This is a genomic window from Nostoc sp. JL31, from assembly GCF_017114965.1.
Taxonomy (GTDB): Bacteria; Cyanobacteriota; Cyanobacteriia; order Cyanobacteriales; family Nostocaceae; genus Nostoc; species Nostoc punctiforme_A.
In genome coordinates, this window is the sequence record NZ_JABXKO010000098.1 from 128,492 (window position 1) to 150,453 (window position 21,962).

A 21,962-nucleotide genomic window follows, 5' to 3' on the forward strand; every position below is an offset into this window, starting at 1 on the left:
GCGCTTTTTTCATGCATGAAGCTATAGTTATACAAATATTTACATAGATAAAATATTAAAAAAATATCTGGTGTATTTGGGTACAATTACTAAATTGTTACTCATTTATATTAGTAAATGCATTGGTATAAATAAAAATAATTATCAAAACTGGGAGTAGTGAGTAAACTAACTACTGAAGGTTATCCCAGGAGTTTACATACATTGTGTTTCCCCAGACTACAGATATCAGATTTTAGTTTTTGTCTCAATTCAATATAAAATCTAAAACTTAAAATCCAAAATCAACATGGCAGACCTAACTCCTAATTCTAGTTTTAGTTTGACACTGCGCTTGCAGATTCCCAATCGTATAGGGATGTTGGCGTCGGTAACACAGGCGATCGCAACTACTGGCGGTAATCTCGGACAAATTGATTTAATTGAGCAAACCCGCAAAGAGTCCACCCGCGATCTGACTGTGGATGCTGCTAGTACTGAACACGCTGAAACCATTGTGCAAGCAGTCAAAGCCTTGCCGGACATCAAGTTACTCAGTGTTTACGATCGCACCTTTAATTTGCATCGCGGTGGCAAAATCAGCATTACCAGCAGAATTCCCCTGAAGAGTGTTTCTGATCTCGCAATGGCTTACACGCCCGGAGTCGGTCGAATTTGTACAGCGATCGCTCAAGATCCAGAGGAAGTTTACAACTTAACCATCAAACAAAACACCGTTGCCATTGTCACCGATGGTAGCGCGGTTTTGGGTTTGGGAAATCTCGGTCCAGCAGCCGCCCTACCAGTAATGGAAGGTAAAGCAATGCTGTTTAAGGAATTTGCAGGGCTGGATGCTTTTCCTATTTGTCTCGCCACCCAAGATACAGAAGAAATTATCCAGGCAGTTAAGAATATTGCTCCGGTGTTTGGGGGCGTGAATTTAGAGGATATTGCTGCACCTCGCTGCTTTGAAATTGAAAAGAGATTACGCCAAGAGTTAGATATCCCCGTTTTTCACGATGACCAGCACGGTACAGCAATTGTCACCTTGGCAGCCTTGTTTAATTCTCTGAAACTGGTACATAAATCCTTAGCAGAAATCAAGATCGTGATTAACGGTGCTGGGGCGGCGGGAGTGGCGATCGCTCGGTTACTCCGCAAAGCTGGGGCAGAACAAATCTGGATGTGCGACTCTAAAGGGATTATCTCTACCAATCGCACCGATTTGACAGAGGAAAAACTCGAATTTGCGGTGAAAGGTCAGGGTACGTTAGCGGGTGCAATGCAAGGGGCAGATGTGTTTATTGGTGTCAGCGCGCCAGGAGTTTTGACACCAGAAATGGTGCAATCGATGGCGAAAGATCCAATTATCTTTGCAATGGCAAATCCGATTCCAGAGATTCAGCCAGAATTAATCAGTAAAGATGTTGCTATCATTGCTACCGGTCGCAGTGATTACCCAAATCAAATCAATAATGTCCTCGCTTTTCCTGGGGTATTCCGTGGTGCTTTAGATTGTCGGGCACAAACAATTACCATCAAAATGTACCTGGAAGCCGCAAGTGCGATCGCTTCTTTAGTTAAGCCTTCAGATTTGAATCGGGAACATATTATTCCTTCAGTCTTCGATGAGCGCGTCGTCACTGCTGTTGCTGCTGCTGTGCAACGTGCCGCGCGTGAAGAAGGTATCGCGCGGAACTAATTAACTCAAATAATTACTCTTATGGGATGGGTGTCTCGCCTATCCCTGAGCTTTTAGGCTGCAAGCAATTTGCGCCATAAACTGATGTTAAACAGATGAGAATTGATGCATTATTGGTGATTAGATGAGTTTGGGCTAGCAATTTAGAAGCAAAATAACACATCTAAAATACATCACTTTGTCAACTGTTTGTAATGAAGTACCAAGCTGGAGACGGGTTTTTCCAAGAACTGCCGCTTATTTTGGCAGGGCCAATTATCAAACATACTGAACCTGAATCAGTAACAGTATGGGTGGCACTCAAACAGTCTTGTCAGGTAGAACTCAAGGTTTATGACACAACAAATGATGGAGAGCTACTAGGAAATTGCTTATTGTCAGGAGAACGCTCTACCTTTGCTTTGGGTAAGTATCTTCATGTAGTTGCCATCACGGCTCGGTCTACAATTGGACATCGCCTAACTGGAGGTCACATCTATGCATACGACCTCCAGTTTACTGTTGTTGACCAAACCACGGAAACTCTGCAACAAGCATTATGTTCAAACTCCTCTCCTCCAGTTAGCATCAGCTACTTCGATCATCAAAAACCAACCTTTGCTCTACCGCCAAACCGTTTTCAAGATTTACAAATTGTCCATGCTTCCTGCCGTAAACCTCATGGTCATGGGTTTGATGCACTGCCAATTCTCGATAGTATGATTCAGGCGTCAGCAAATCAGCCCCAACACCGCCCTCATCAGCTATTCCTCACGGGAGATCAAATTTACGGCGACGATGTAGCAGATCCGTCGTTGTGGGTTGCCACTACTCTTGGTGATGCCCTCTTGGGTTGGGAAGAAAAACTTCCGGTGAATGGAGTGTATTGCACTCCCCAGCAGCTACCCCCTGGAGAGCGGGCTGATGTGGCGACAAATCAAGCTGGGTTGACCGCCGGATTACATAATAAAGCTGAGAAAGTTAACAGTCATCTTTTCAGTCTGGGTGAATATTACGCTACTTATTTACTAGCTTGGTCGCCAGTGTGCTGGCCGGCTGCATTTCCCAAAGGACACCAAGTAACGCGCGATCGCCATGCTATCAAAGACTGGAATCAGGCAGTCAAGCATTTGCGACAATTCATCTATACCCTTTGGAAAGTGCGCCGTGCCCTTGCCAATATCCCCATGTACAGCATCTTTGATGACCATGATGTTAGTGATGACTGGAATTTGAACCAAGCTTGGTGTTTGCGAGTGCTGGGGCGGCCATTAGGGCGAAGAATAGTCCAAAATGCATTGTTAGCCTATACGGTATTTCAAGGTTGGGGCAATACACCAGGGCAATTTGCAGAAGGAAAACCAGGTGAAAAGCTGTTGGCCGCTGCACAAGCTTGGTCAGCTTCCCAAGGAAAAGATGCAAAGGCTGATGAAGCGATCGCTCGTTATGTAGGTATGCCAGCCAACGATCCCCACACAGACTTACCTATTTTAGTTCGAGACGGTGCAGTATTTATTCTGGATCGACATCCTGAAGCGTTGACTTGGCACTACATAGTCCGCAGCGATTGCCATGAAGTAATTGTGCTGGATACACGTACATGGCGGGGTTATCCAGCCGATCAAAAACCAATTGCGCCGCCTATGCTGTTGTGTCCCAAAGCCTTTGAGCAACAACTAGTTTTACCTTTACAAGAAATAGATGAACAAACTCAGATTAAAACTACATTTGTGATTGCGCCTACAAATGTATTTGGATTACAAGTGATTGATTGGATTCATCATTGGCACTTAAACCAGGAGAAAGTTTTTTCAACAGATGTTGGAGATGCCTGGAATATTAATGTTGAAGCACTGGCGAAATTCCTAACTACTTTGTTTGAAGAACGTCAACAAGTCGTGATTCTATCTGGAGATATTCACTACAGTTCTGTTGCTCACTTATCTTATGCACGCACCCATTCCAAATTACAATCTGTCTTGGTACAGTTAACCGCTAGTGCATTGAAGAATGAAGAGATTTTGACGCGGTTAATTCATACACGATTGAAAGATTGGCTCCTCCCAGAACAGGTACGACATTGGATAGGCTGGATCAACCCACCCAATATGGTAGAAATTTCCGAGAAACAATTACACCATAATCGTCAGCTGCTGAATGACCCTGACTGGCATTGTGTACTGGAATGGATACCTCGAAACATTGCTCAGACTTCTGACTACACAACAGATATATTATCGTTGATAGCTCCCTGGAAACGAGCCGAAAATGCTAAATGGAAATGGTTGCAACCCCTGATGTTTTGGAAATCTCGTTGGTTTCAAGAGGGACGAGAAGTAGTTGGATTGAATAATTTAGCCCTGGTTCACTTTGAGTTAGCAGATGAGAGTAGTACTTGCAAAGTTATGCAAGATTTGTACTGGTTTTCTTCTTGGTATCCAACCCAAATTGTTTACAGCCGTTTTGAGAGCCAGTTAACGCCCAATCAGTCTTTATTACGATAACCAGCTTTGCTCTGCGAATGAAAATTTTGGTTGTATATCTGGGCACTCTAGATCAAAGAAACTTACTGGAGAGTGATTTCTATGTCTACAACCCCAATTAGTGCAACACTGGCACAAATAGACAGAGATGCTGTGTTGCAAGCGATTGCCACCATTAAAGAAAAGTTACCATTTTTGGTTGATTTGAGTGCCGACGATCGCAAGACTTTGCCCAAGATGGGCGATAAGAGTCGGGCGTTTGTGAGTAAAGCATTAGAGGTGGCGGCGCAGAATCCAGAGTTTTTACCGCGATCGTTTGACTTGGAAGAAATGCGGAAGGATGTGCAATTATTTGAAGCGTTGTATCCGGTGTTGTTGTCGTTGACGCAGTTACAAGAATTGGTCGATGATACATCTCTTGCAGTCGGTAGCGAAGCTTATGCAGCCGCGTTACAGGTGTATAACTACGCCAAAGCCAGTGGACAAGGCGCGGGTTTAGATGCAGTAGTTGTGCAAATGGGACAACGATTTGCTCGTAAACCTGGAAAATCCAAGTCTCAAAAAGCAGCGTTGTAGAAAATAGTTCACTATTTGCACTTAAAATGTGCAACGTTGAAGCTCAGAATTTGGATGTTAGAGTTAAAAGCACGACATTCCGAGTTCTGAGCTTCTTTTTTTGAGTTCAAAGGGTCAACGTTCAAGCAAAAAGGTGCAACTTCCGAGTTCAAAGGCTCAACGTTCGAGCAAAAAGGTGCAACTTCCGAGTTCAAAGGCTCAACGTTCGAGTAAAAAGGTGCAACTTCCGAGTTCAGAGGTTGAAAGTTGAGATTTTGAGAGCGATCGCACAAGCATTTATCCCGAAAACTCGTCTCTGAAGCGACATTATTAAGGGTTGGTGAGGTTAACATAGTAAAAATGTTTTCAGCCTCTTGTCAGTGAAAATGCCAAGTCAAGATTATCAATGGAAGCGATTCTGGTGTCCTCGGTCAGGTCGTATTAATCTAGCTGATGGTGGTTATCTGTGCGACCCGGAAGAAAAGTGGGGAAAAATATACAATCCAGATTTAGTAACCTTTGATGCTATCTCCGACTTACCATGTTTAGCACTCCTGGGTGAACCAGGTATTGGCAAAAGCCGTGCTTTACAAGCAGAGAAAAAACAAATTATCAGTAAAATTAAACAGCAAGGTGGTCAGGTACATTCGTTAGATGATATCCGTTCTTTTGGAAGTGAAACCAGATTAGTTGACAAATTATTTAACAGTCCACAATTCAATGAATGGTTACAAGGTACTCATCAATTACATATTTTTTTAGATAGCTTTGATGAGTGTTTGTTACGTATAGATACATTAGCAACACTCTTGGTTGATGAATTTAAATCCTATCGCGATCAAATTAAGCGTTTAAATCTGCGTATTGCTTGCCGAACGGCTGTTTGGCAACCAGTATTAGAGGAAGGACTAAAGGAAATTTGGGGTAAAGATAATGTCGGAATTTATGAACTAGCTCCGCTTCGCCGTATAGATGTTAGTCAAGCAGCGAAAATTGTAGGCATCAACGATACTGAGGCATTTCTAGAGGAAATTAACCAGAAAAATGTTGTACCTTTAGCTATTAAACCCATTACATTTGAATTCCTTATCAAGACTTATCATCGCCACGGCAGCCAATTTCCTCCTAATCAAAGGTTATATGAGCTTTATTCTGAAGGCTGCCTCTGGCTTTGTGAAGAAAGGAATCCAAACCGTCTTTCATCACAATTAATAGTAAATCTTGAGCGGCAAAAACGTTTAATTATTGCCGCTAGGATTGCAGCTATTACAATTTTTGGTAATAAATTTGCTATTTGGGCTGATACAGATTGGGGTGATGTTCCAGATGAAGATGTGTTGATTGAGAAGATATACCAAGGAACAGAAAGCTTTGACGGTCGAGAGTTGGAAATTACTCGAAAAACTGTTAAAGAAGTTTTAGATACTGGTCTTTTCTCATCTCGTGGTGAATTAAGCCGTATGGGATGGGCACACCAAACCTATGCTGAATTTCTTGCAGCATGGTACTTAGTTCAGCACGAAACACCTTTGAATCAAGTAATGAAACTCATTGTTTCACCTGAAGATCCTGAACGTAAGTTAATCCCACAACTTCATGAGACAGCAGCATGGCTAGCTAGTATGAGGACTGACGTACTTCAGGAAATCATGCTGATCCTGATGTACTGTTGCGAAGCGACATACCTACAGATGCAAATCTTCGCGCAGCAATAGTTGATAACTTATTAAAACAGTATGAGCAGGGAAAGCTATTTGATTCATATAGAGATAATTATCCCACATACGAGAAGTTTAAACATTCCGGGTTAGCTGTACAATTGCTTCCATATATTCAGGATTTAAGCAAGCCAATCGATGCACTAAATGCAGCAATAGATATTGCTGAGGCTTGTAAGGTAGATGAACTTCAGGAGGAGTTGGTAAACCTAGCACTTGATTCATCTCAATCAATTTACCTCCGAGCTAGTGCAGCAAAAGCAATCTGCACAGTTGGTAATGCGAGTGCAAGATTACGGCTGAAGTCTCTGATTTTTAGTCAAATGCCAGAAGATGAGGATGACCAACTTAAAGGGTATATTTTCAGAGCCATTTGGTCAGATCATCTACCAGTAGAGGAATTGTTTAATGTCTTAACTCCACCTAAGAAGAGAAACTTTACAGGATCGTATCGAGTATTTCTTGACTTTGAACTCGTACCAAAACTACAGCCATGTGATTTGTTAGTTGCTCTTAAGTGGGTCGAAAAGCAAGGTATTAGGTGCTTTGGACATTCATTTGAAATACTTGCAGATGCGATAATGTTAAAAGCTTGGGAACATCTCGATTTAACTGATATAGCAGAAAGTTTTACTAAAGTCGCTCTAATACAGTGGAGAGAAGACCAGAAAATCATAACTTTCGACGATGAGATTCAAGCACAATTTGAATTATCACTTGTTAATAATATTGAAAATCGGCGCAAGCTTGTTGAGCAGGCAGTCATAACAGTTTCCCAATCAGGAGAAAATATATTTTTTTTATTGGATTCATTAACACAAAATATCCTTTCGACAGAAGATGTTTTTTGGATGCTCGGAAAACTTCAAAATGTTGATTCTCAGCAAGAGCGAATTTGGGCAGCGCTAATTCAGTGGAAATTTAATCGTCAAGATGTGAAGCAGATAGATGCTATCCTTACAGCTACTCAGACTAATAATATCTTGCGTGAAGAATTTGTATATTATGTTTCAATAATTGATTTGGACTCAATGCAGGCTGAGAAGTCGAGGTCTGACTATCAAGAGATGCAAGAACGCATAGCTCGTAGACAAAAACCTATTCTAGATCCACCACCTAAAGAACAAGTACTTCTATTTTTAGAGCAGCTAGAGTCAGGAAATCTATTAGCTTGGTGGCAAATAAATAGGGAGATGCTGCTTAAGCCAGATAGTAAATTTTATGAAAAAGAGCTTGAATCAGATTTAACAAAACTTCCTGGATGGCAAGAAGCTGATAGAAAAACTCGTGAAAGAATTATCAACGGCGCTAAAAAGTATATTCAAGAATATAATCAAGTAGTTGATGACTGGATAGGGACAAATACGTATGATCGTCCAGCATTAGCTGGCTGTAAAGCTTTACTATTGCTTTTACAAGAAACTCCAGAATTTTTAGACACTATATCATCTGAGATATGGCAACGGTGGGCATCTGTTATTGTTGCCTTTCCTCATAGCAGCACCACCCAAAGAGAAGATTACTACACCGAATTAGTTAAGCGGGCATACCTAAATGCCCCTTCTGAAACCCTGAATACGCTACTGTCCATTATTAATAATGAAAATGAGGAACAAAGCTATATCTCTATTCTTTATAAATTTGAGAAATGCTGGGATGAGCCTTTCAAAGCTGTTATTTTAGAAAAGGCTAAGGATGCAACAATTAAGCCTGAATGTATAGGACAGTTACTTGAAGAACTTTTAAAGCGTGAATCGATTGGAGCTAGAGAGTTTGCTAAATCTATTGTTTCTATTTCTCTACCTTTAGAAGAAGAAGCACACCAGAAAGCTGTAGTTGCAGGTAGGGTATTAGTCGAATGTGCAGAACCTACTAGCTGGGCGGTTATTTGGTCGGCTATCCACCAAAATACAGACTTTGGGCGAGAAGTATTTGAAGCAGTCGCTTACCGCTACTCGCATGGTTTGCATTTGAAGCTGACTGAAAAACAGCTAGCGGATTTATACATCTGGCTAGTTTGTCAGTATCCTCATGCTGAAGATGCTGACCACAGCAATGATGTTCTTGCTCACAATATGGGCGCTAGAGAGAGCGTTGCTAACTTAAGAGACAGTGTTTTAACACAACTTAGGGAAACTGGGACATCTCAGGCGTGTATCGAAATTGAGTGCATTTCCGAACAATTTCCTAAACTGACCTGGCTTAAAAGAACTTTGCTAAACGCCCAGAACGTTACACGCCGCAAAACTTGGCAACCACTTCAACCAGAGCAGATTCTCAAGATTGTGAGCAATAAGCCAAAAAATCAAAGTACACAAATTCAAGCAGGAGTCTTTATTATGCAAGGATCAAACAACCCAAACTTAAACTTTAGTGGATCTGTGGGTGGAGTCAATGTAAATAGCACGGTAAATGGAGATCAGATTGGAACACAGCATAATTATGCTCAAGAGCAAAATATCATAGAGACTTTTGAAGAGATTCAGCAAATCGTAAATCGTATTACTCAAAATCCCACTCCAACTGAAGAAGAGAAACAAATCATTGTGGTAGAAGCAGTAGAGCAAGTGAAGCAGAATCCAACTTTGAGGAAGCGCTTGGAATTAGGAGGAAAAGCATTTATCTTTGAGGGACTTCAAAAAGTTTCAGATATGTGGTGGGTCAGCCCATTGGTAAAAGCAATTGAAGCTGGAGTGAAGGGAGAATAAACTAAATTGAGAAAATAAAGCGATCGCCTTTTAACCCTGCTCATCCAGGCTCAGATATTGAAGAAGCAGGTAAAATTAATAGAATGGTAAAACAAAATTTTCAACCGGAACATACGCCGATATCTCCGTCAGATGGTTCTGAAAACCTGTCAACTACCATCAAGTTCAGCGAGATATCCAAATTAAGTGAACTTTCCTTTGACCCAAACGCTGTGCCTATTTGGGAATTGGTAGCTGAAATCTCTGCCCAAGTCCCTGATGAAGAATGGCAAAAACTACCCACAGACTTAGCTAGGAGATTTGATTACTACCAGAAACAGAAACGCAGAAGGGTTAGGCAATGAGTGAAACTCAGACCCAGTTACCGACAGATATATGGATTTGTGCTTCTTGGCAGGAGTATGAACAAGCGATCGCTAACTTGCTCAACGAGAAGGGAAAAAGCTATTACTACAAAGGACACATGAGGCTGGAGATGCCACCAGTTAGTTTTGATCATGGCAAAGACCATCTGGTAATTATTTTTGCTGTAACTCTATTTGCGACTATTAAAGGGATTCTAGCCACAGGTTTAGATACAACCACCTTTCGTAAAACTGGTGTTCAGGATTGTCAACCCGATGTGGCGTATTACCTCAGAGAACGCGCCCAAACTATCCCAGCAGGTACAGGAATTGTCAACCTCGATCGCTATCCTGCACCGGATTTAGTGATTGAAATTGCGAAAACATCTCTGTTGGATGACTTGGGTACAAAGCGATCGCTCTATGAAGAGTTAGGTATTGCCGAATATTGGGTGGTGGATGTGCAAAATACCCAAATCATCGCTTATGCGATCGCAGATCAAGGCAGTAAACGTATTCAAGAATCACAGGTATTACCTGGGCTAGCGATGCCTATTTTAGAAGAAGCTTTACGCCAAAGTCGTGAAATGAGTCAATCTGAAGTTGGAACTTGGTTATTGAGCCAGTTTCAGGAAAAGGAGTATTGTTAACTAATAGTTTTTTCAAAAAGATATACATCATCTCGTTGATATTCCAAGTGAAAATCTGACTGATTTTTCAAAATATTTACCAAATTAGAAAGAGATTCGGGGCTTGCAGCCCAACCTGGATGGCGAACATTGAGCAAGACATAATGAAACTTATTCAATTCAGCAATATCTTGAGAAGAATTATATTTAAAACTAATTAACTCTCTGTGGGTTAAATGTGGAGTAATTATATCTGTAGTAAGAACACTATCCTTAGTTTTAACTAAAGCGATCGCCTCTTTTGTGGCTGCCCAATTATCTAGATTGTGGAGATATTTTGAGCTAAAGAAACCAAATTTACCGAAAACTAAAAACCAAACTAAAGACCACAAAATAATTGCTTGTCTTTGTTTTAGCCATGCTTTACCTGCTGCTAGGCTGGCAATTAAAACTAAAATAAGAAATGGAATTGCTGGTAAAGAGTAATGTAAAACTAGATTTTTTTGTGAAGGATGATCGGCAAGTAAATTTAGTGCTACGCAAGGAATTATACTTATCAAGGGCATGAGATATTGTGGTCTTAAACCCCAAATCACAGGTAAGAATAAAAAACATAAGTATTCTAAGTTGATAATTGAAAAAAGGTTGTTAAAAATTATTTGTGGTTTAAACAGTAATATTTGTAGCATTTCGGAAAATGAGTTTCCTAAATAGCTATAGCGATAAAGATGACGGTTAAGTAATGCGGCTTCAGTACCAAAAAAAGGGATAATGATGGAATTAGCAATCAAAAACCATATTGTGCCACTAATAATTGCGATCGCACCATATAAACGTCGCTTTTCAAACAAGAGTAACCAAATCCCCATAGCCACTATAGTCAGTGCCAAGACAGCCTTACAACCCAATACCACAAGAATACTGACGCAAAACCAACCTATTTTTTTCGATCTAGCAGCCAAAACAGCCATCAAAAATGCAGGGACTGCGATCGTATCTGGGTGAAAATCACATAAATTGCTATTGTAAATTACCGGATACATTAGATATACAGCCACCATTGCAACTGCTAAATTCTCTTTTAAACCTGCTTGCAGTGCTAGAAAATATGTAGGTAAAGCACCTAATGCTAAAGCAATAGACTGTACTGCAAATAGCCAATAAACACTAGGGTAAATTTTGTACAATAAAGCCAAAGGATATAAAATCCAAGCAGCATGATCGGCTAAAACATGAAAACCAAGTACAGAAGAAACTGGCGGTTTTCCTTGACTAATTAAGTAAATACATTGGTCAAAAAATGCTAAATCCCCAGATGAATTAAATAACTCGTGCCGTAAGCTGCTGGAGATAAATAAAACTAAGGTACTAATGCCGATAATTACTTTGATATGATTCATTGTTGGCAGTTTCTCTGTTATTGAAATCCTACTTGGCATGACTAAAAGTTTTTATTAATATTAGAAGAAAATCCAGCTTGTAATTTTGGATAAATTAGATCGCACTTTCGTACCACAAACCAAACAACAAAACCTAAAGGTAATGAAAATAACTGGATAAATATGGGAGTTCCTAAGTAACTAAATAATGATGCCATTTGTACGACTATAGCCACCCAAAAATATCGAGGGAAGTAAAAGGCAAAGATAATCGAAAGAATATCGGCAGGATAAAAATATCTTTGGTGCATTTTGGGCAGGATATATGGCATAAACAAAACTGAAATAGTGGCTAAGTGTATTAGTCTATCTTGAGTAATTTCTAATCTACTTTTATAAACAATATATGCTAATAAAAATATTGCAGATACAGTTAATGCTAAACCTATCGGCACAACAATATTATAAAAATTATTAGAAATCCATTGATAAATATTAGGCACACCTTTAGCCAATTCTTTGTATTTATTAGCTTGGCTAAAGTAGATTAATAGCAATTCTTGTATTGGCCTTCCCATCAGCCAAGGTGGCAAAACTGCAATTATATATACTGCTGGAATTAATGGTAAATAATACAAATGAATTCTCTTTTTGAGCAAAAGAGCTAATAATAAAGGTGCTAAAAACATTGCTTGCAACTTGAAAGAAAGCCCCACGCCAAAACTGAGTAAGGCGGGAATTTCTTTCTGAATACATAAAAAGTAAATGCAAGCAATCATCCCTGTTGTATAAATGCTGTCACATTGACCCCAAAGGGCACTATTGTATATGACAGTCGGACTCAAGATAACTGCCAAAAAAGCAAATATTGGTTTACTACCCTCTGGATATTTTAATCTGACAATTTTGTAAGTTAAAAAACCACAAAGAAAGTCAACAGCCATCGCAAAAAGCTTGATTGCGAAAATTTTTGGCAATCCAGACAGCAGAGTGGCAGAAATTAAAATCCAGTAGAGGTAGGGGGGTGTATAATCAGCAAAACTATATTTCAGAGCGCTAAATCCGCCATGAGATGCGATGAAATCATACCAAGGCGCTAAGAAAGATTTATAATCAGACGATTGATTAGGAACACAAATCAATCGAATCAGCACCGCTAAGATAATTCCAATAGTTAAGTATCCAGAAACCAGGGATGGAAAAAAGTTTAATAACCTATTAAATGGAGATTTCACTAATTTTAATAATGTCTTGTCTGAAGTTTTCGTCATAAATTGTATCTGTCATTCAGAAATTATGAAATTATGTCAAAGTATCTATTGTTTCAGCAAAGGCTACTCAACATTTTGCTGTAGTATAAGACTGGTTTAACCAGCTGCTATGATGCCCTAGAAAGCAAGCTTTCGTGGGGATATCATAGAGGTTTGAGATAATTATCCCGATTTTAGATATGCATCTATTCCGAGAAAAAGAATGGTTATTTAGCCTACTGATAATATCTCTATTTTTATGGTTGATATTTTTGGGAAACTCCCCTTTACGAGATTGGGATGAAGGTACTGTGGCACAGGTTGCTCGTGAAATTTGGCGTGCCCCACTTGGTTCAATGCATTGGCTTTACCCCACCTTGGGAGGAGAACCTTATCATAATAAGCCACCCTTGATGCACTTGTTAATTGCTTGGACTTACTCGATCGCAGGCGTGAATGAGTGGACGACGCGTCTACCGGGTGCAGTGTTAACTGCCTTGGGAGTGCCTTTGCTTTACTTGGTGGGATGTTTGCTTTTTAGCCAAAGTTTACCAGCTTTGTTTAGCGCTTTAGTTTACCTGACAATGTTGCCTGTGGTGCGTCACGGAAGGCTAGCAATGTTAGATGGTATAACTATTACCTTTTTCTTGCTGCTGTTGTTTTGTTTGTTAAAAGCACGTCAAAATCGTCGTTATGCTCTAGGTGTGGGATTTTGTCTAGGGTTAATCACTCTCACGAAAGGGATGATAGTTTTGCCGCTAGGAGCGATCGCTTGTTTATTCCTGATTGCAGATCGGGACTTTGCTTTGTTAACAAGCCCCTATTTATTAGTGGGAATGTTTTTAGGAAATGCACCTGCGATCGCTTGGTTTGCTGCTCAATGGCAACATTATGGCGAAACTTTCTTCCAAGTGAATTTTCAAACACAAACTTTTGATCGCCTTACCCAACCAGTTGAAGGTCATAGTGGCCCACCCTGGTACTATTTAATTGAGTTAATTAAATATAGTTTTCCCTGGCTATTATTTTTACCAGGAGGTTTTTATCTAGCTTGGAAAAAACGTCATACTACCTGGGGTAGTCTAATTATTATTGGCACAATTTTTTACTTAGTAACTATCTCTTTAATGAGAACTAAACTCCCTTGGTATGTTATGCCTGTATATCCATTTTTAGCTTTGGCAATTGGTGCTAAACTTAGCGAAATTTGGCAGTACAGTCATTTTAAGCTGCGAATTTTGACAATATTTCTGGCCATTATTGCTATTGCTGGTTTAGGAGGTTGTGTTTACTTTATTCTTGCAAAGAAAGAGCCTACTTTAATAATCATGAGCATTGTTTTGGCAATAAGCATGAGTGCAGTAGTCTGGTTAATTAGACAACGCGATCGCAACTTTATTACAGTGCTATTTTCTGGAATGTACTTAGTTTTAGTACTATTGATGAGTTCGCAATCATGGATTTGGGAATTAAATGAAGCTTTTCCAGTTAAACCAGTCGCAGAATTAATTCGGTCAAATGTTTCACCAGGAACACAAATTTATACTTCTTTTGCTTATGGACGTCCCAGTTTAGACTTTTACTGCGACTGTAAGTTAACTCCTGCAAATGTGCCAATTTTACAACAAATGTTATCTAATAAATCTTATTTGCTTTTAGACAATGGGGCTTTACAGCAAATCAAATTAACTGGTAGTAAAATTATCGGATCGGCTAGAGGATTTACACTTATTTCACCATAATTTAAATATCATACATATTTAAGTTTTTCCATCTTAATTAATTTATCCTTTAGTTACATACGCTCTAAAATTTAGCTTTGGATAAATCAGATCGCACTTTCGCACAACAAACCAGAGAGCAAAAGCTAAAGGTATTGAAAATAACTGGATAAATATGGGAGTTCCCAAATAGCTAAAAAATGATGCCATTTGCACAACTATAGCTACCCAAAAATATCGAGGGAAGTAAAAGGCAAAGATAATCGAAACAATATCGGCAGGATAAAAATATCTTTCATGCATTTTGGGCAGGATATATGGCATAAACAAAACTGAGATAGTGGCTAGGTGTATCAGCCTGTCCTGAGTAATTTTTAGCTTACTTTTATAAACAATATATGCTAATAAAAATATTGCAGATACAGTTAATATTAAACCTATCGGCACAACAATATTATAAAAATTATTAGGAATCCATTGATAAATATTAGGCGCACCTTTCGCCAATTGTTTATATTTATTAGCTTGGTTAAAGTATACTAACAGCAATTCTTGTATCGATCTTCCCATTAACCACGATGGCAAAACTAAAATTATATATACCGCCGGAATCAATGGTAAATAATACCAATGAATTCTCTTTTTGACTAAAAAAATTAATAATAAAGGTGCTAAAAACATTGCTTGCAACTTAAAAGAAAGTGCCACGCCAAAACTGAGTAAGGCAGGAATTTCTTTTTGAATACATAAAAAGTAAATACAGGCTATTAATCCCGTTGTATAAATGCTGTCACATTGACCCCAGAGGGCACTATTATATATTACAGTCGGACTCAAAATAACTGCCAAAAAAGCAAAGATTGGTTTATTACCTTCTGGGTATTTGAGTCGGACAATTTTATAAGTTAAAAAGCCACAAAGAAAATCAACAGCCATCGCAAAAAGTTTTATTGCAAAAATTTTTGGCAATCCAGACAGCAAGGTGGCAGCAATTAAAATCCAGTAGAGGTAGGAGGGTGTGTAATCAGCAAAACTATATTTGAGAGCGCTCAAACCCCCATGAGATGCAATAAAATCATACCAACGTGCTAAAAAAAACTTGTAATCCACCGATTTATTTGGAACACAAAGCAATCGAATCAATACTGCTAATATAATGCCAATAGCCAAGTATCCAGGAACCGGAAATGGCAGAGAATTTAAAAACCTATTAAACGGAGATTTCACTACTCTTAATAATGTTTTGTCGGAAGCTTTTGTCATAAATTGTATCAGTCAAGTTGCCTGTGTCCAAATCCTACAGCATATTTTAAGTTGGTGAGGTACAAAAATACCCCACCCGCGCTGATATAAATTTGAGCAAAGTTTTGTAGTTTAGGCAATATGCCCACACTACTTATACAAGTTAAATGTGTAACAGCTTATCTTTGTTTACTTCCTGTGATGCTACTACGAGCCTTCATTTGTTACTTGAAGAATCGATTGACTAGATTGAGCTAGATAGATACCTGCTAAAACCACGGCAAAAGTAGCCCAGTCAAACAAACCTACTTGTTCTGAAAAAATGAACCAAGCAAAAATGGAAGCTAGGACTGGTTCTAAAAGAAGCGTGACGGCGACAACGCCCGAAGAGATTCTACTGAGGCTATAAGCTAAAAGTCCCTGACCCAGCACTTGACAAAAAAGAGCTTGGAAAATAATGAAAAACCAACCTGTCCAGGAATAGGGGAATAGTCTATTTTCAAGAAAAGGCAGGACGGGTAGTAGAAACATTGTTGTCACTCCACAGCGCCACAGCATGATAGTTGCAGTGCTAAATCTGGTTCGGAGTCTTTCTATCAGCAGCATACATGTAGCCATGAAAACCGCAGTTAGCAATGCTAATGCATCACCTAGTATTTGATCGGTTGCAAATTGCACCTTATTGAGTTCAAACGCGATCGCTCCCCCCAAGGCTATGATCAGACCAATCACGAATCTGTTGTCGAAACGCCGACCAAATAACAAATACCCAGCCAAAGCAACAAATAAGGAGTTCAAATTAGACAGTAAAGCCACATTGGCAACACTAGTTTGACTCAGCGACCAAGCCCACAATAGAAGATAGGTTCCAGCAGAGGTTCCCATTGCCAACAATAACCATACTTCTTGACTTGTAAAAGGCTTCTGTTCTATGGATTGGTTATCAAGTAAGGCAGGAGTAATATTGCCCCCTGCCCCCTGCCCCCTGCCCCCTGCCTCTTCCCTCCTGCCTCCTTCAATAGACTGTTGGTAGCGGAAAGCCTCAAGTCCATTCCACAAACCAAAGACAACTGTCGCAATCCAACTGCGATGAAATACTACAGCATTTGCACCAATTTCTTGTTGACACAATTTGGTCAGAGATGGTGCTAAAGATATGGGAATTAGAGCAAACAATAATGAGACAGTTCCTAATAAAGCTGGTGTTTCGGAGAATTGTTGCTTTAGTAATGACAGTTTGATCGTCATACTTTGAAGGAAAGTGTTAATTATATTTTTGACTAATTCTTGGAACGGCAAATTAACAGCCTCTTGGCTAGATACGGCTAAGTATAAACCGATTAAAACTACAGCGAAACCTACCCAATTTGAGAAAGTTAATGTTTCTGAAAAAATTACTAGAGCGAAAATGCCACTAAATACTGGCTCTAGCAGATGCACCAACGAGACAACCACAGAGGAAAACTTGGCAAGGCTATAGGTCAAAAGCCCATGACCTAAAACTTGGCAAATCAGCGCCAAGCAAATTACCCAAAGCCACCCACTGACTGTAGAAGGAAAAAGCTGATCTTGAGTAAACAAAAGTATAGGGAAGATCGCTAAAGCCGCGATCGCACAGATCCACAATTGAATTGTAGCTGGAGAAAATTTGGTTCGTAATTTTTCTACGATCAGCAGGTATGCACTCAATAAAACCGCCGAAACGATCGCAGCCAAGCTTCCTTGAACCTCGTCTGTGGCAATTTGCAACTCCTCAAATTCAATAGCGATCGCTCCGCCAAGGGCGATGACCATCCCAATCAGGAATTGGTTTTCAAAACGCTGACGAAATAACAGCCACACTCCTAAGCTAGTAAATATGGGAGCGAGATTATGCAACACACTAGAAATTGCAACGCTAGTTTGAGTCAGCGACCAAGCCAACAGAACTAAAGTGGCAGCCCAAAGAATACCAGCACCTAGCAATAGTAAAATATCCTGGCTGGTGTATGGCTGCTGTTCTACAGGTTTGTCTCCAGAAAATCGCTGCCGTATTGCCTTGTATCCATGCCAGAGCAAGAAAACCACACTAGCAAGCCAAAAGCGATTAAATACAGTGGCACTGGGGCTGAGTTCAATTTCGCTCAATTTCATAAAAATAGAGCCAAAAGATATGGCACCTACACCTAGAAATAATGAAGCGATCGCTATCTTCGTTTGATTGGATACATTCATTAGGAAATTTAAATTCAATTTCTTAGCAATAATAAATTGAACCCTCTAAGCAATCCAATGCTCTTGGGAAAATCCTACAGCTATTTTGGCTAGTAGTGTCACAAAAGCGCCTAATATTCAACGATCGCGCCAAATAACAAGAGATACAAGGGTCTGGAATCCCGCCAGGTGGGTTTTGAACCCAACCATATTGCCAATTATTTATGCCAATTGCAATTTGCATGAGCATATTTATACTCTACGCGGCTAAGACACTAACTTTTTTGAAAGATTGAGAATTGAGAGCTAACAAGATATCCAGCTTTTCTTTTTATCGAACAGAATTCAGGAGTCAGGATTCAGAATTCAGTTGGATATTCTGTATGACTGGCGGATAGCGCAGCGTTAGCGAGTCTGCGTTCGCTTTTAGCGTCTCGTAGAGAGCGTCTGAATAATAGGAGTTTTTGCACCCCCATAAAACAAGAAAATATAGAGACACAGAGAAATGAAAGGGAGAGAGTTTTTTCGTCAGTTTTGTGGATATTTTTTGATTTGAAAGTTCCTAAGCGACCCAATTCCAAATAGTAAAGTTGATCGCATAAACAAAGAGCAATATGATAAACCAAATAAATACTACATATTTCCAACGTTGCTGCTTGGAAAACAATAAGCCTAATGCAAGCGAGAGCGATACAATACCGTAAGCATAACGGTTAATAGACGCCAGAGATCCAGAGAATATTAGCATTAACAAAGAGCAAAAACCGTATATTATAACAACATTGTTAAGCTGGGTGCGGTAGTGCCACAACAAATATCCGCCACCAAAGACCATGACAATTTTAATCAAACTATCTTTGCCCACTAAGATAGCGTCCGTGAATATATACCACCAACTCGGTTGCGCCCATGCCTTATGTACATGAACGAATGCTAAGGGATCTCCAAAACTAATAGCGCAATATACAGAGAATAAAAGTATCCCAACTGCTACAAAGAGACCCGCTATATAGGCGCTTAGGGATCTCCGTTCTATCCATGCTACGAAAATGAAGGTGGGTAGTAATGTAATTCCTGTCGGTCGTGTCGCACTAGCTAATGCACCACAAAAAGCAGCCCATACATACTGACGATTATCAAATGCTCGTAAAGCTGCTGTAGTCAAAAATAGAAATAGTCCTTCAGTATAGATTACTGTGCCATATAAAGAAAAAGGACACCAAGCCATCACAGCAGTTACCCATTTTGCAGCATCAATACCATGACGTTCTTTTGTCCAAGAGTACACAAGAAGCAACGCACCAAGAAAAGTTAGATTGCTTAACAGTGTACCAGCCACTTCAAACGGCAAGCCAAACGTAATCAGCCCGCGAATGAGTAAGGGAAATAAAGGATAGAAAGCAATAGAATACTGATTTCCATCATCAACATAGTTATAACCTTCAAGTGCAATTTTTCGATACCACTTACCATCCCAATGAGAGAAGAGTTCCCAACTGGGTTTAGGAATAAAATCGGGAGAAAAGTCTAGCGGATATGGAGGGTGCCAATATGGTTGTACGGATGATGTATATATTAAAGGAGCAACAACTTGCATTGCAACTATAATTAAAAGTCTGCTCAAAAGCCACATCGTAATTACAAAAAAGTACCCATTAACTTTGAAACTATAATTTTGTTCAAGTGTATTTTTTGCCGAATCTTTTTTTTTCATTAGAGTAAAAATTAATAAGTAAATGTAAATATACCAGTCCGCTTTAATTTTTGAAATTATTTGCGTAGAGAGGGAGTCAGGAAGAAGCCTTTGCGGGGTGTACTGATTTTTTTCGTAAATCAAATACGAGTCCTATAGATTAAAATTAATGGATTGGGTCTGGTGTAGGGATATAAACAAGAGGACACGGGTACATTTTCCCTGCGTCTCTCCTTTGGCGCGTTAGTGTATCGATTATAGTTATTGCTGTGATTAAAGAGTCCCAAGCAATTTATAGTGAGAGTTGTCTGTAAATCCTTAAGCAATTGTGAAAGCGATTACTCTCGTTGGTTCCACTGGTTCTATTGGTACTCAGACTTTAGATATTGTCACTCAGTACCCAGATCAGTTTCGGATTGTGGGATTGGCAGCTGGGAACAATGTAGAGATGTTGGCTGCTCAAATTCGGCAATTTCAGCCGCAAATAGCAGCAATTTGCTCAGAAGATAAATTACCAGCGCTCAAAGAAGCTCTCATTGGCCTCGATCCCCAACCAATTCTATTGGCAGGTGAGGCCGGAGTGATAGAAGTCGCTCGCTACGGCGATGCTCAAACTGTTGTCACTGGCATCGTTGGTTGTGCTGGTTTGCTACCCACGATCGCAGCGATTGAAGCTGGTAAAGATATTGCCTTAGCAAATAAAGAAACTCTGATTGCTGGGGCCCCTGTGGTTCTACCCCTAGTCGAAAAACATGGTGTAAAATTACTCCCTGCCGATTCCGAACATTCCGCAATCTTTCAATGCCTCCAAGGTGTTCCCAAGGATGGCTTGCAGAAAATCTTACTGACTGCATCTGGTGGAGCTTTCCGCGACTGGGATGTAGAAAAGTTAGCAGATGTAACCGTTGCTGACGCTCTCAAGCATCCTAATTGGTCGATGGGACGGAAAATCACAGTAGACTCTGCTACTTTGATGAATAAAGGACTGGAAGTAATTGAGGCTCACTTCCTGTTTGGGTTGGATTATGACGATATCGAAATTGTCATTCATCCCCAGAGCATTATTCACTCACTGATTGAACTGCAAGATACTTCAGTTTTAGCCCAACTCGGTTGGCCAGATATGCGCTTACCTTTGCTGTATGCTCTATCTTGGCCCGATCGCATCTACACCAACTGGGAACGACTAGATTTAGTCAAAGCTGGAAACTTAACCTTCCGGGAACCAGATCACCAGAAGTATCCTTGTATGCAGTTGGCTTATGCTGTGGGTAAAGCTGGTGGTTCGATGCCAGCTGTGCTGAATGCTGCCAATGAGCAAGCTGTGGCTTTATTTTTAGATGAAAAAATTCGCTTTTTAGATATTCCCCGGTGTATAGAATGGGTGTGCGATCGGCATCAAAATGATAACCGTGCTAATCCCTCTTTAGATGACATTTTGGCAGCAGATAAATGGGCAAGACAAGAAGTTTTAACAGCGACTGAAAAATTAGAAACTCACTCGCGGATAATTTCTCTGCGATAAAAACCTTCACTCATATCCCCAAAAGGCAGATTTTCTGGCTCTTGACCAATTCTTGTTTAGCCTTCAGCACTAAGCTGAAGGCTAACGGTCAAATATCACACTTCCCCAACATCACAAATGCGTAGCCGTAAGGCTTGTCGTCAGACATCGCACTCCATCCCAAAGCCCAAGTCGGTGTAGGATACCAAAGGCAAATATTTTTGGTATATACTATAAATGCGCTTTGAGTGGGACGAGAATAAAGCCGAGTCAAATTTTTTGAAACATGGCATTGAATTCGAGGAAACTGTAACAGTTTTTGCCGATCCCTATCTTCTGTTTACAGAGGATTCTAGTCATTCTCAGGGAGAAGAAAGGGAATGGGCAATTGGTGAAGCGGAAGATGGCTCAATTGTTGTCGTTGTTTTTACCATACGAGGTGAGCGAATTAGGATAATTAGTGCAAGAAAAGCGACAAAAAGGGAGTGCCAACAATATGAGTCAGGAACCTGAGTTTCCTTTTGATAGAGCAAGACGAGTTACACCAGAAGAAAACCAAAAATTCAGAGATGCGATCGCAGATCAGTTTGGGATTATACCGAGAAAGCGTGGACGACCGGCTAAGGATGAAGAGGAAAAGTATGAGCCGATTTCTATCAGATTTCATCCGAAAATCATAGCCTGGGCGAAAGAAGAGGCAGAAAAACGAGGGGTAGGCTATCAAACGGTTATCAATGAAGCACTATTGGAGAAAATAGGCTGAAACTTAGCGATCGCCCTTCATCCCCTCAACAATAAATGCGATCGCACTTCTCCAACATCACAAATGCGTAGCCGTAAGGCTTGTCGTTAGACATCGCTTTGGGACTTTGGATATACTGAA

18 protein-coding genes are annotated in these 21,962 nt (G+C 40.0%); 11 read left to right on the forward strand and 7 right to left on the reverse strand.

The features are described from left to right. The first annotated feature begins 289 nt into the window (after positions 1-289). The 3 genes from HWQ43_RS24260 to HWQ43_RS24270 all read left to right on the forward strand — a co-directional run bounded on the left by HWQ43_RS24260 (position 290) and on the right by HWQ43_RS24270 (position 4,719). Positions 290-1,681, forward strand: a complete 1,392-nt coding sequence (locus HWQ43_RS24260; RefSeq protein ID WP_292738520.1) for a malic enzyme-like NAD(P)-binding protein — start codon at positions 290-292, stop codon at positions 1,679-1,681. 194 nt (positions 1,682-1,875) lie between these two features. After that, positions 1,876-4,164: a PhoD-like phosphatase gene (locus tag HWQ43_RS24265; RefSeq protein WP_292738521.1), complete on the forward strand. Its 2,289-nt coding sequence runs from the start codon at positions 1,876-1,878 to the stop codon at positions 4,162-4,164. A gap of 81 nt (positions 4,165-4,245) precedes the next feature. Continuing rightward, entirely contained in the window at positions 4,246-4,719 is a 474-nt protein-coding gene (locus HWQ43_RS24270) for a hypothetical protein (protein ID WP_292738522.1), read from the forward strand. Positions 4,720-4,730: 11 nt separating this feature from the next. Here HWQ43_RS24270 and HWQ43_RS24275 read toward each other — a convergent pair whose 3' ends face one another. Then, positions 4,731-5,051 carry a hypothetical protein gene (locus HWQ43_RS24275; protein WP_292738523.1) on the reverse strand — a complete coding sequence of 107 codons (321 nt, stop codon included), beginning with the start codon at positions 5,049-5,051 and terminating at the stop codon, positions 4,731-4,733. 33 nt (positions 5,052-5,084) lie between these two features. Here HWQ43_RS24275 and HWQ43_RS24280 point away from each other — a divergent pair, with 33 nt between their 5' ends. The 4 genes from HWQ43_RS24280 (at position 5,085) to HWQ43_RS24295 (ending at position 10,118) form a co-directional block, all read left to right on the forward strand. Continuing rightward, on the forward strand, positions 5,085-6,413 hold the full coding sequence (locus HWQ43_RS24280; protein ID WP_292738524.1) for a hypothetical protein: 1,329 nt from the start codon (positions 5,085-5,087) through the stop codon (positions 6,411-6,413). After that, positions 6,368-9,124 carry a hypothetical protein gene (locus tag HWQ43_RS24285; RefSeq protein ID WP_292738525.1) on the forward strand — a complete coding sequence of 919 codons (2,757 nt, stop codon included), beginning with the start codon at positions 6,368-6,370 and terminating at the stop codon, positions 9,122-9,124. The genes HWQ43_RS24280 and HWQ43_RS24285 overlap by 46 nt, the downstream gene beginning before the upstream one ends. An 83-nt stretch (positions 9,125-9,207) precedes the next feature. Continuing rightward, on the forward strand, positions 9,208-9,468 hold the full coding sequence (locus HWQ43_RS24290) for a hypothetical protein (RefSeq protein WP_292738526.1): 261 nt from the start codon (positions 9,208-9,210) through the stop codon (positions 9,466-9,468). Then, positions 9,465-10,118, forward strand: a complete 654-nt coding sequence (locus HWQ43_RS24295) for a Uma2 family endonuclease (protein WP_292738527.1) — start codon at positions 9,465-9,467, stop codon at positions 10,116-10,118. The genes HWQ43_RS24290 and HWQ43_RS24295 overlap by 4 nt, the downstream gene beginning before the upstream one ends. Here the strand turns inward: HWQ43_RS24295 and HWQ43_RS24300 are convergent. Beyond that, positions 10,115-11,497 (reverse strand): DUF2079 domain-containing protein, encoded by a 1,383-nt coding sequence (locus HWQ43_RS24300; protein WP_292738528.1) that lies wholly within the window; start codon positions 11,495-11,497, stop codon positions 10,115-10,117. The genes HWQ43_RS24295 and HWQ43_RS24300 overlap by 4 nt on opposite strands. A gap of 41 nt (positions 11,498-11,538) precedes the next feature. After that, on the reverse strand, positions 11,539-12,420 hold the full coding sequence (locus HWQ43_RS24305) for a hypothetical protein (RefSeq protein WP_292738529.1): 882 nt from the start codon (positions 12,418-12,420) through the stop codon (positions 11,539-11,541). Between the two features lie 506 nt (positions 12,421-12,926). Here HWQ43_RS24305 and HWQ43_RS24310 point away from each other — a divergent pair. After that, positions 12,927-14,468 carry a glycosyltransferase family 39 protein gene (locus tag HWQ43_RS24310; protein ID WP_292738530.1) on the forward strand — a complete coding sequence of 514 codons (1,542 nt, stop codon included), beginning with the start codon at positions 12,927-12,929 and terminating at the stop codon, positions 14,466-14,468. A gap of 42 nt (positions 14,469-14,510) precedes the next feature. On the opposite strand, the gene HWQ43_RS24315 is transcribed toward HWQ43_RS24310, so the two are convergent. The 3 genes from HWQ43_RS24315 to HWQ43_RS24325 form a co-directional block, all read right to left on the reverse strand. Further along, positions 14,511-15,710 (reverse strand): hypothetical protein, encoded by a 1,200-nt coding sequence (locus tag HWQ43_RS24315; RefSeq protein WP_292738531.1) that lies wholly within the window; start codon positions 15,708-15,710, stop codon positions 14,511-14,513. 186 nt (positions 15,711-15,896) lie between these two features. After that, the gene (locus tag HWQ43_RS24320; protein WP_292738532.1) at positions 15,897-17,903 is read right to left on the reverse strand and encodes a DMT family transporter; all 2,007 of its coding nucleotides are present in this window, start codon (positions 17,901-17,903) and stop codon (positions 15,897-15,899) included. Between the two features lie 541 nt (positions 17,904-18,444). Beyond that, complete coding sequence (locus HWQ43_RS24325; protein ID WP_292738533.1) at positions 18,445-19,719, reverse strand: hypothetical protein; 1,275 nt, start codon at positions 19,717-19,719, stop codon at positions 18,445-18,447. A gap of 184 nt (positions 19,720-19,903) precedes the next feature. Here HWQ43_RS24325 and HWQ43_RS24330 point away from each other — a divergent pair, with 184 nt between their 5' ends. After that, a complete protein-coding gene (locus tag HWQ43_RS24330) occupies positions 19,904-21,100 on the forward strand; it encodes a 1-deoxy-D-xylulose-5-phosphate reductoisomerase (protein WP_292738534.1) in 1,197 nt (398 codons plus the stop codon). A gap of 88 nt (positions 21,101-21,188) precedes the next feature. Here HWQ43_RS24330 and HWQ43_RS24335 read toward each other — a convergent pair whose 3' ends face one another. Then, positions 21,189-21,353 carry a hypothetical protein gene (locus tag HWQ43_RS24335; RefSeq protein WP_292738535.1) on the reverse strand — a complete coding sequence of 55 codons (165 nt, stop codon included), beginning with the start codon at positions 21,351-21,353 and terminating at the stop codon, positions 21,189-21,191. 5 nt (positions 21,354-21,358) lie between these two features. Here HWQ43_RS24335 and HWQ43_RS24340 point away from each other — a divergent pair, with 5 nt between their 5' ends. Together HWQ43_RS24340 and HWQ43_RS24345 are read left to right on the forward strand one after the other, a co-directional pair. Next, on the forward strand, positions 21,359-21,592 hold the full coding sequence (locus tag HWQ43_RS24340) for a BrnT family toxin (RefSeq protein WP_292738536.1): 234 nt from the start codon (positions 21,359-21,361) through the stop codon (positions 21,590-21,592). Further along, complete coding sequence (locus tag HWQ43_RS24345; RefSeq protein ID WP_292738537.1) at positions 21,576-21,842, forward strand: BrnA antitoxin family protein; 267 nt, start codon at positions 21,576-21,578, stop codon at positions 21,840-21,842. Before HWQ43_RS24340 ends, HWQ43_RS24345 begins: the two co-directional genes overlap by 17 nt. The last annotated feature ends 120 nt before the right edge of the window (positions 21,843-21,962 follow it).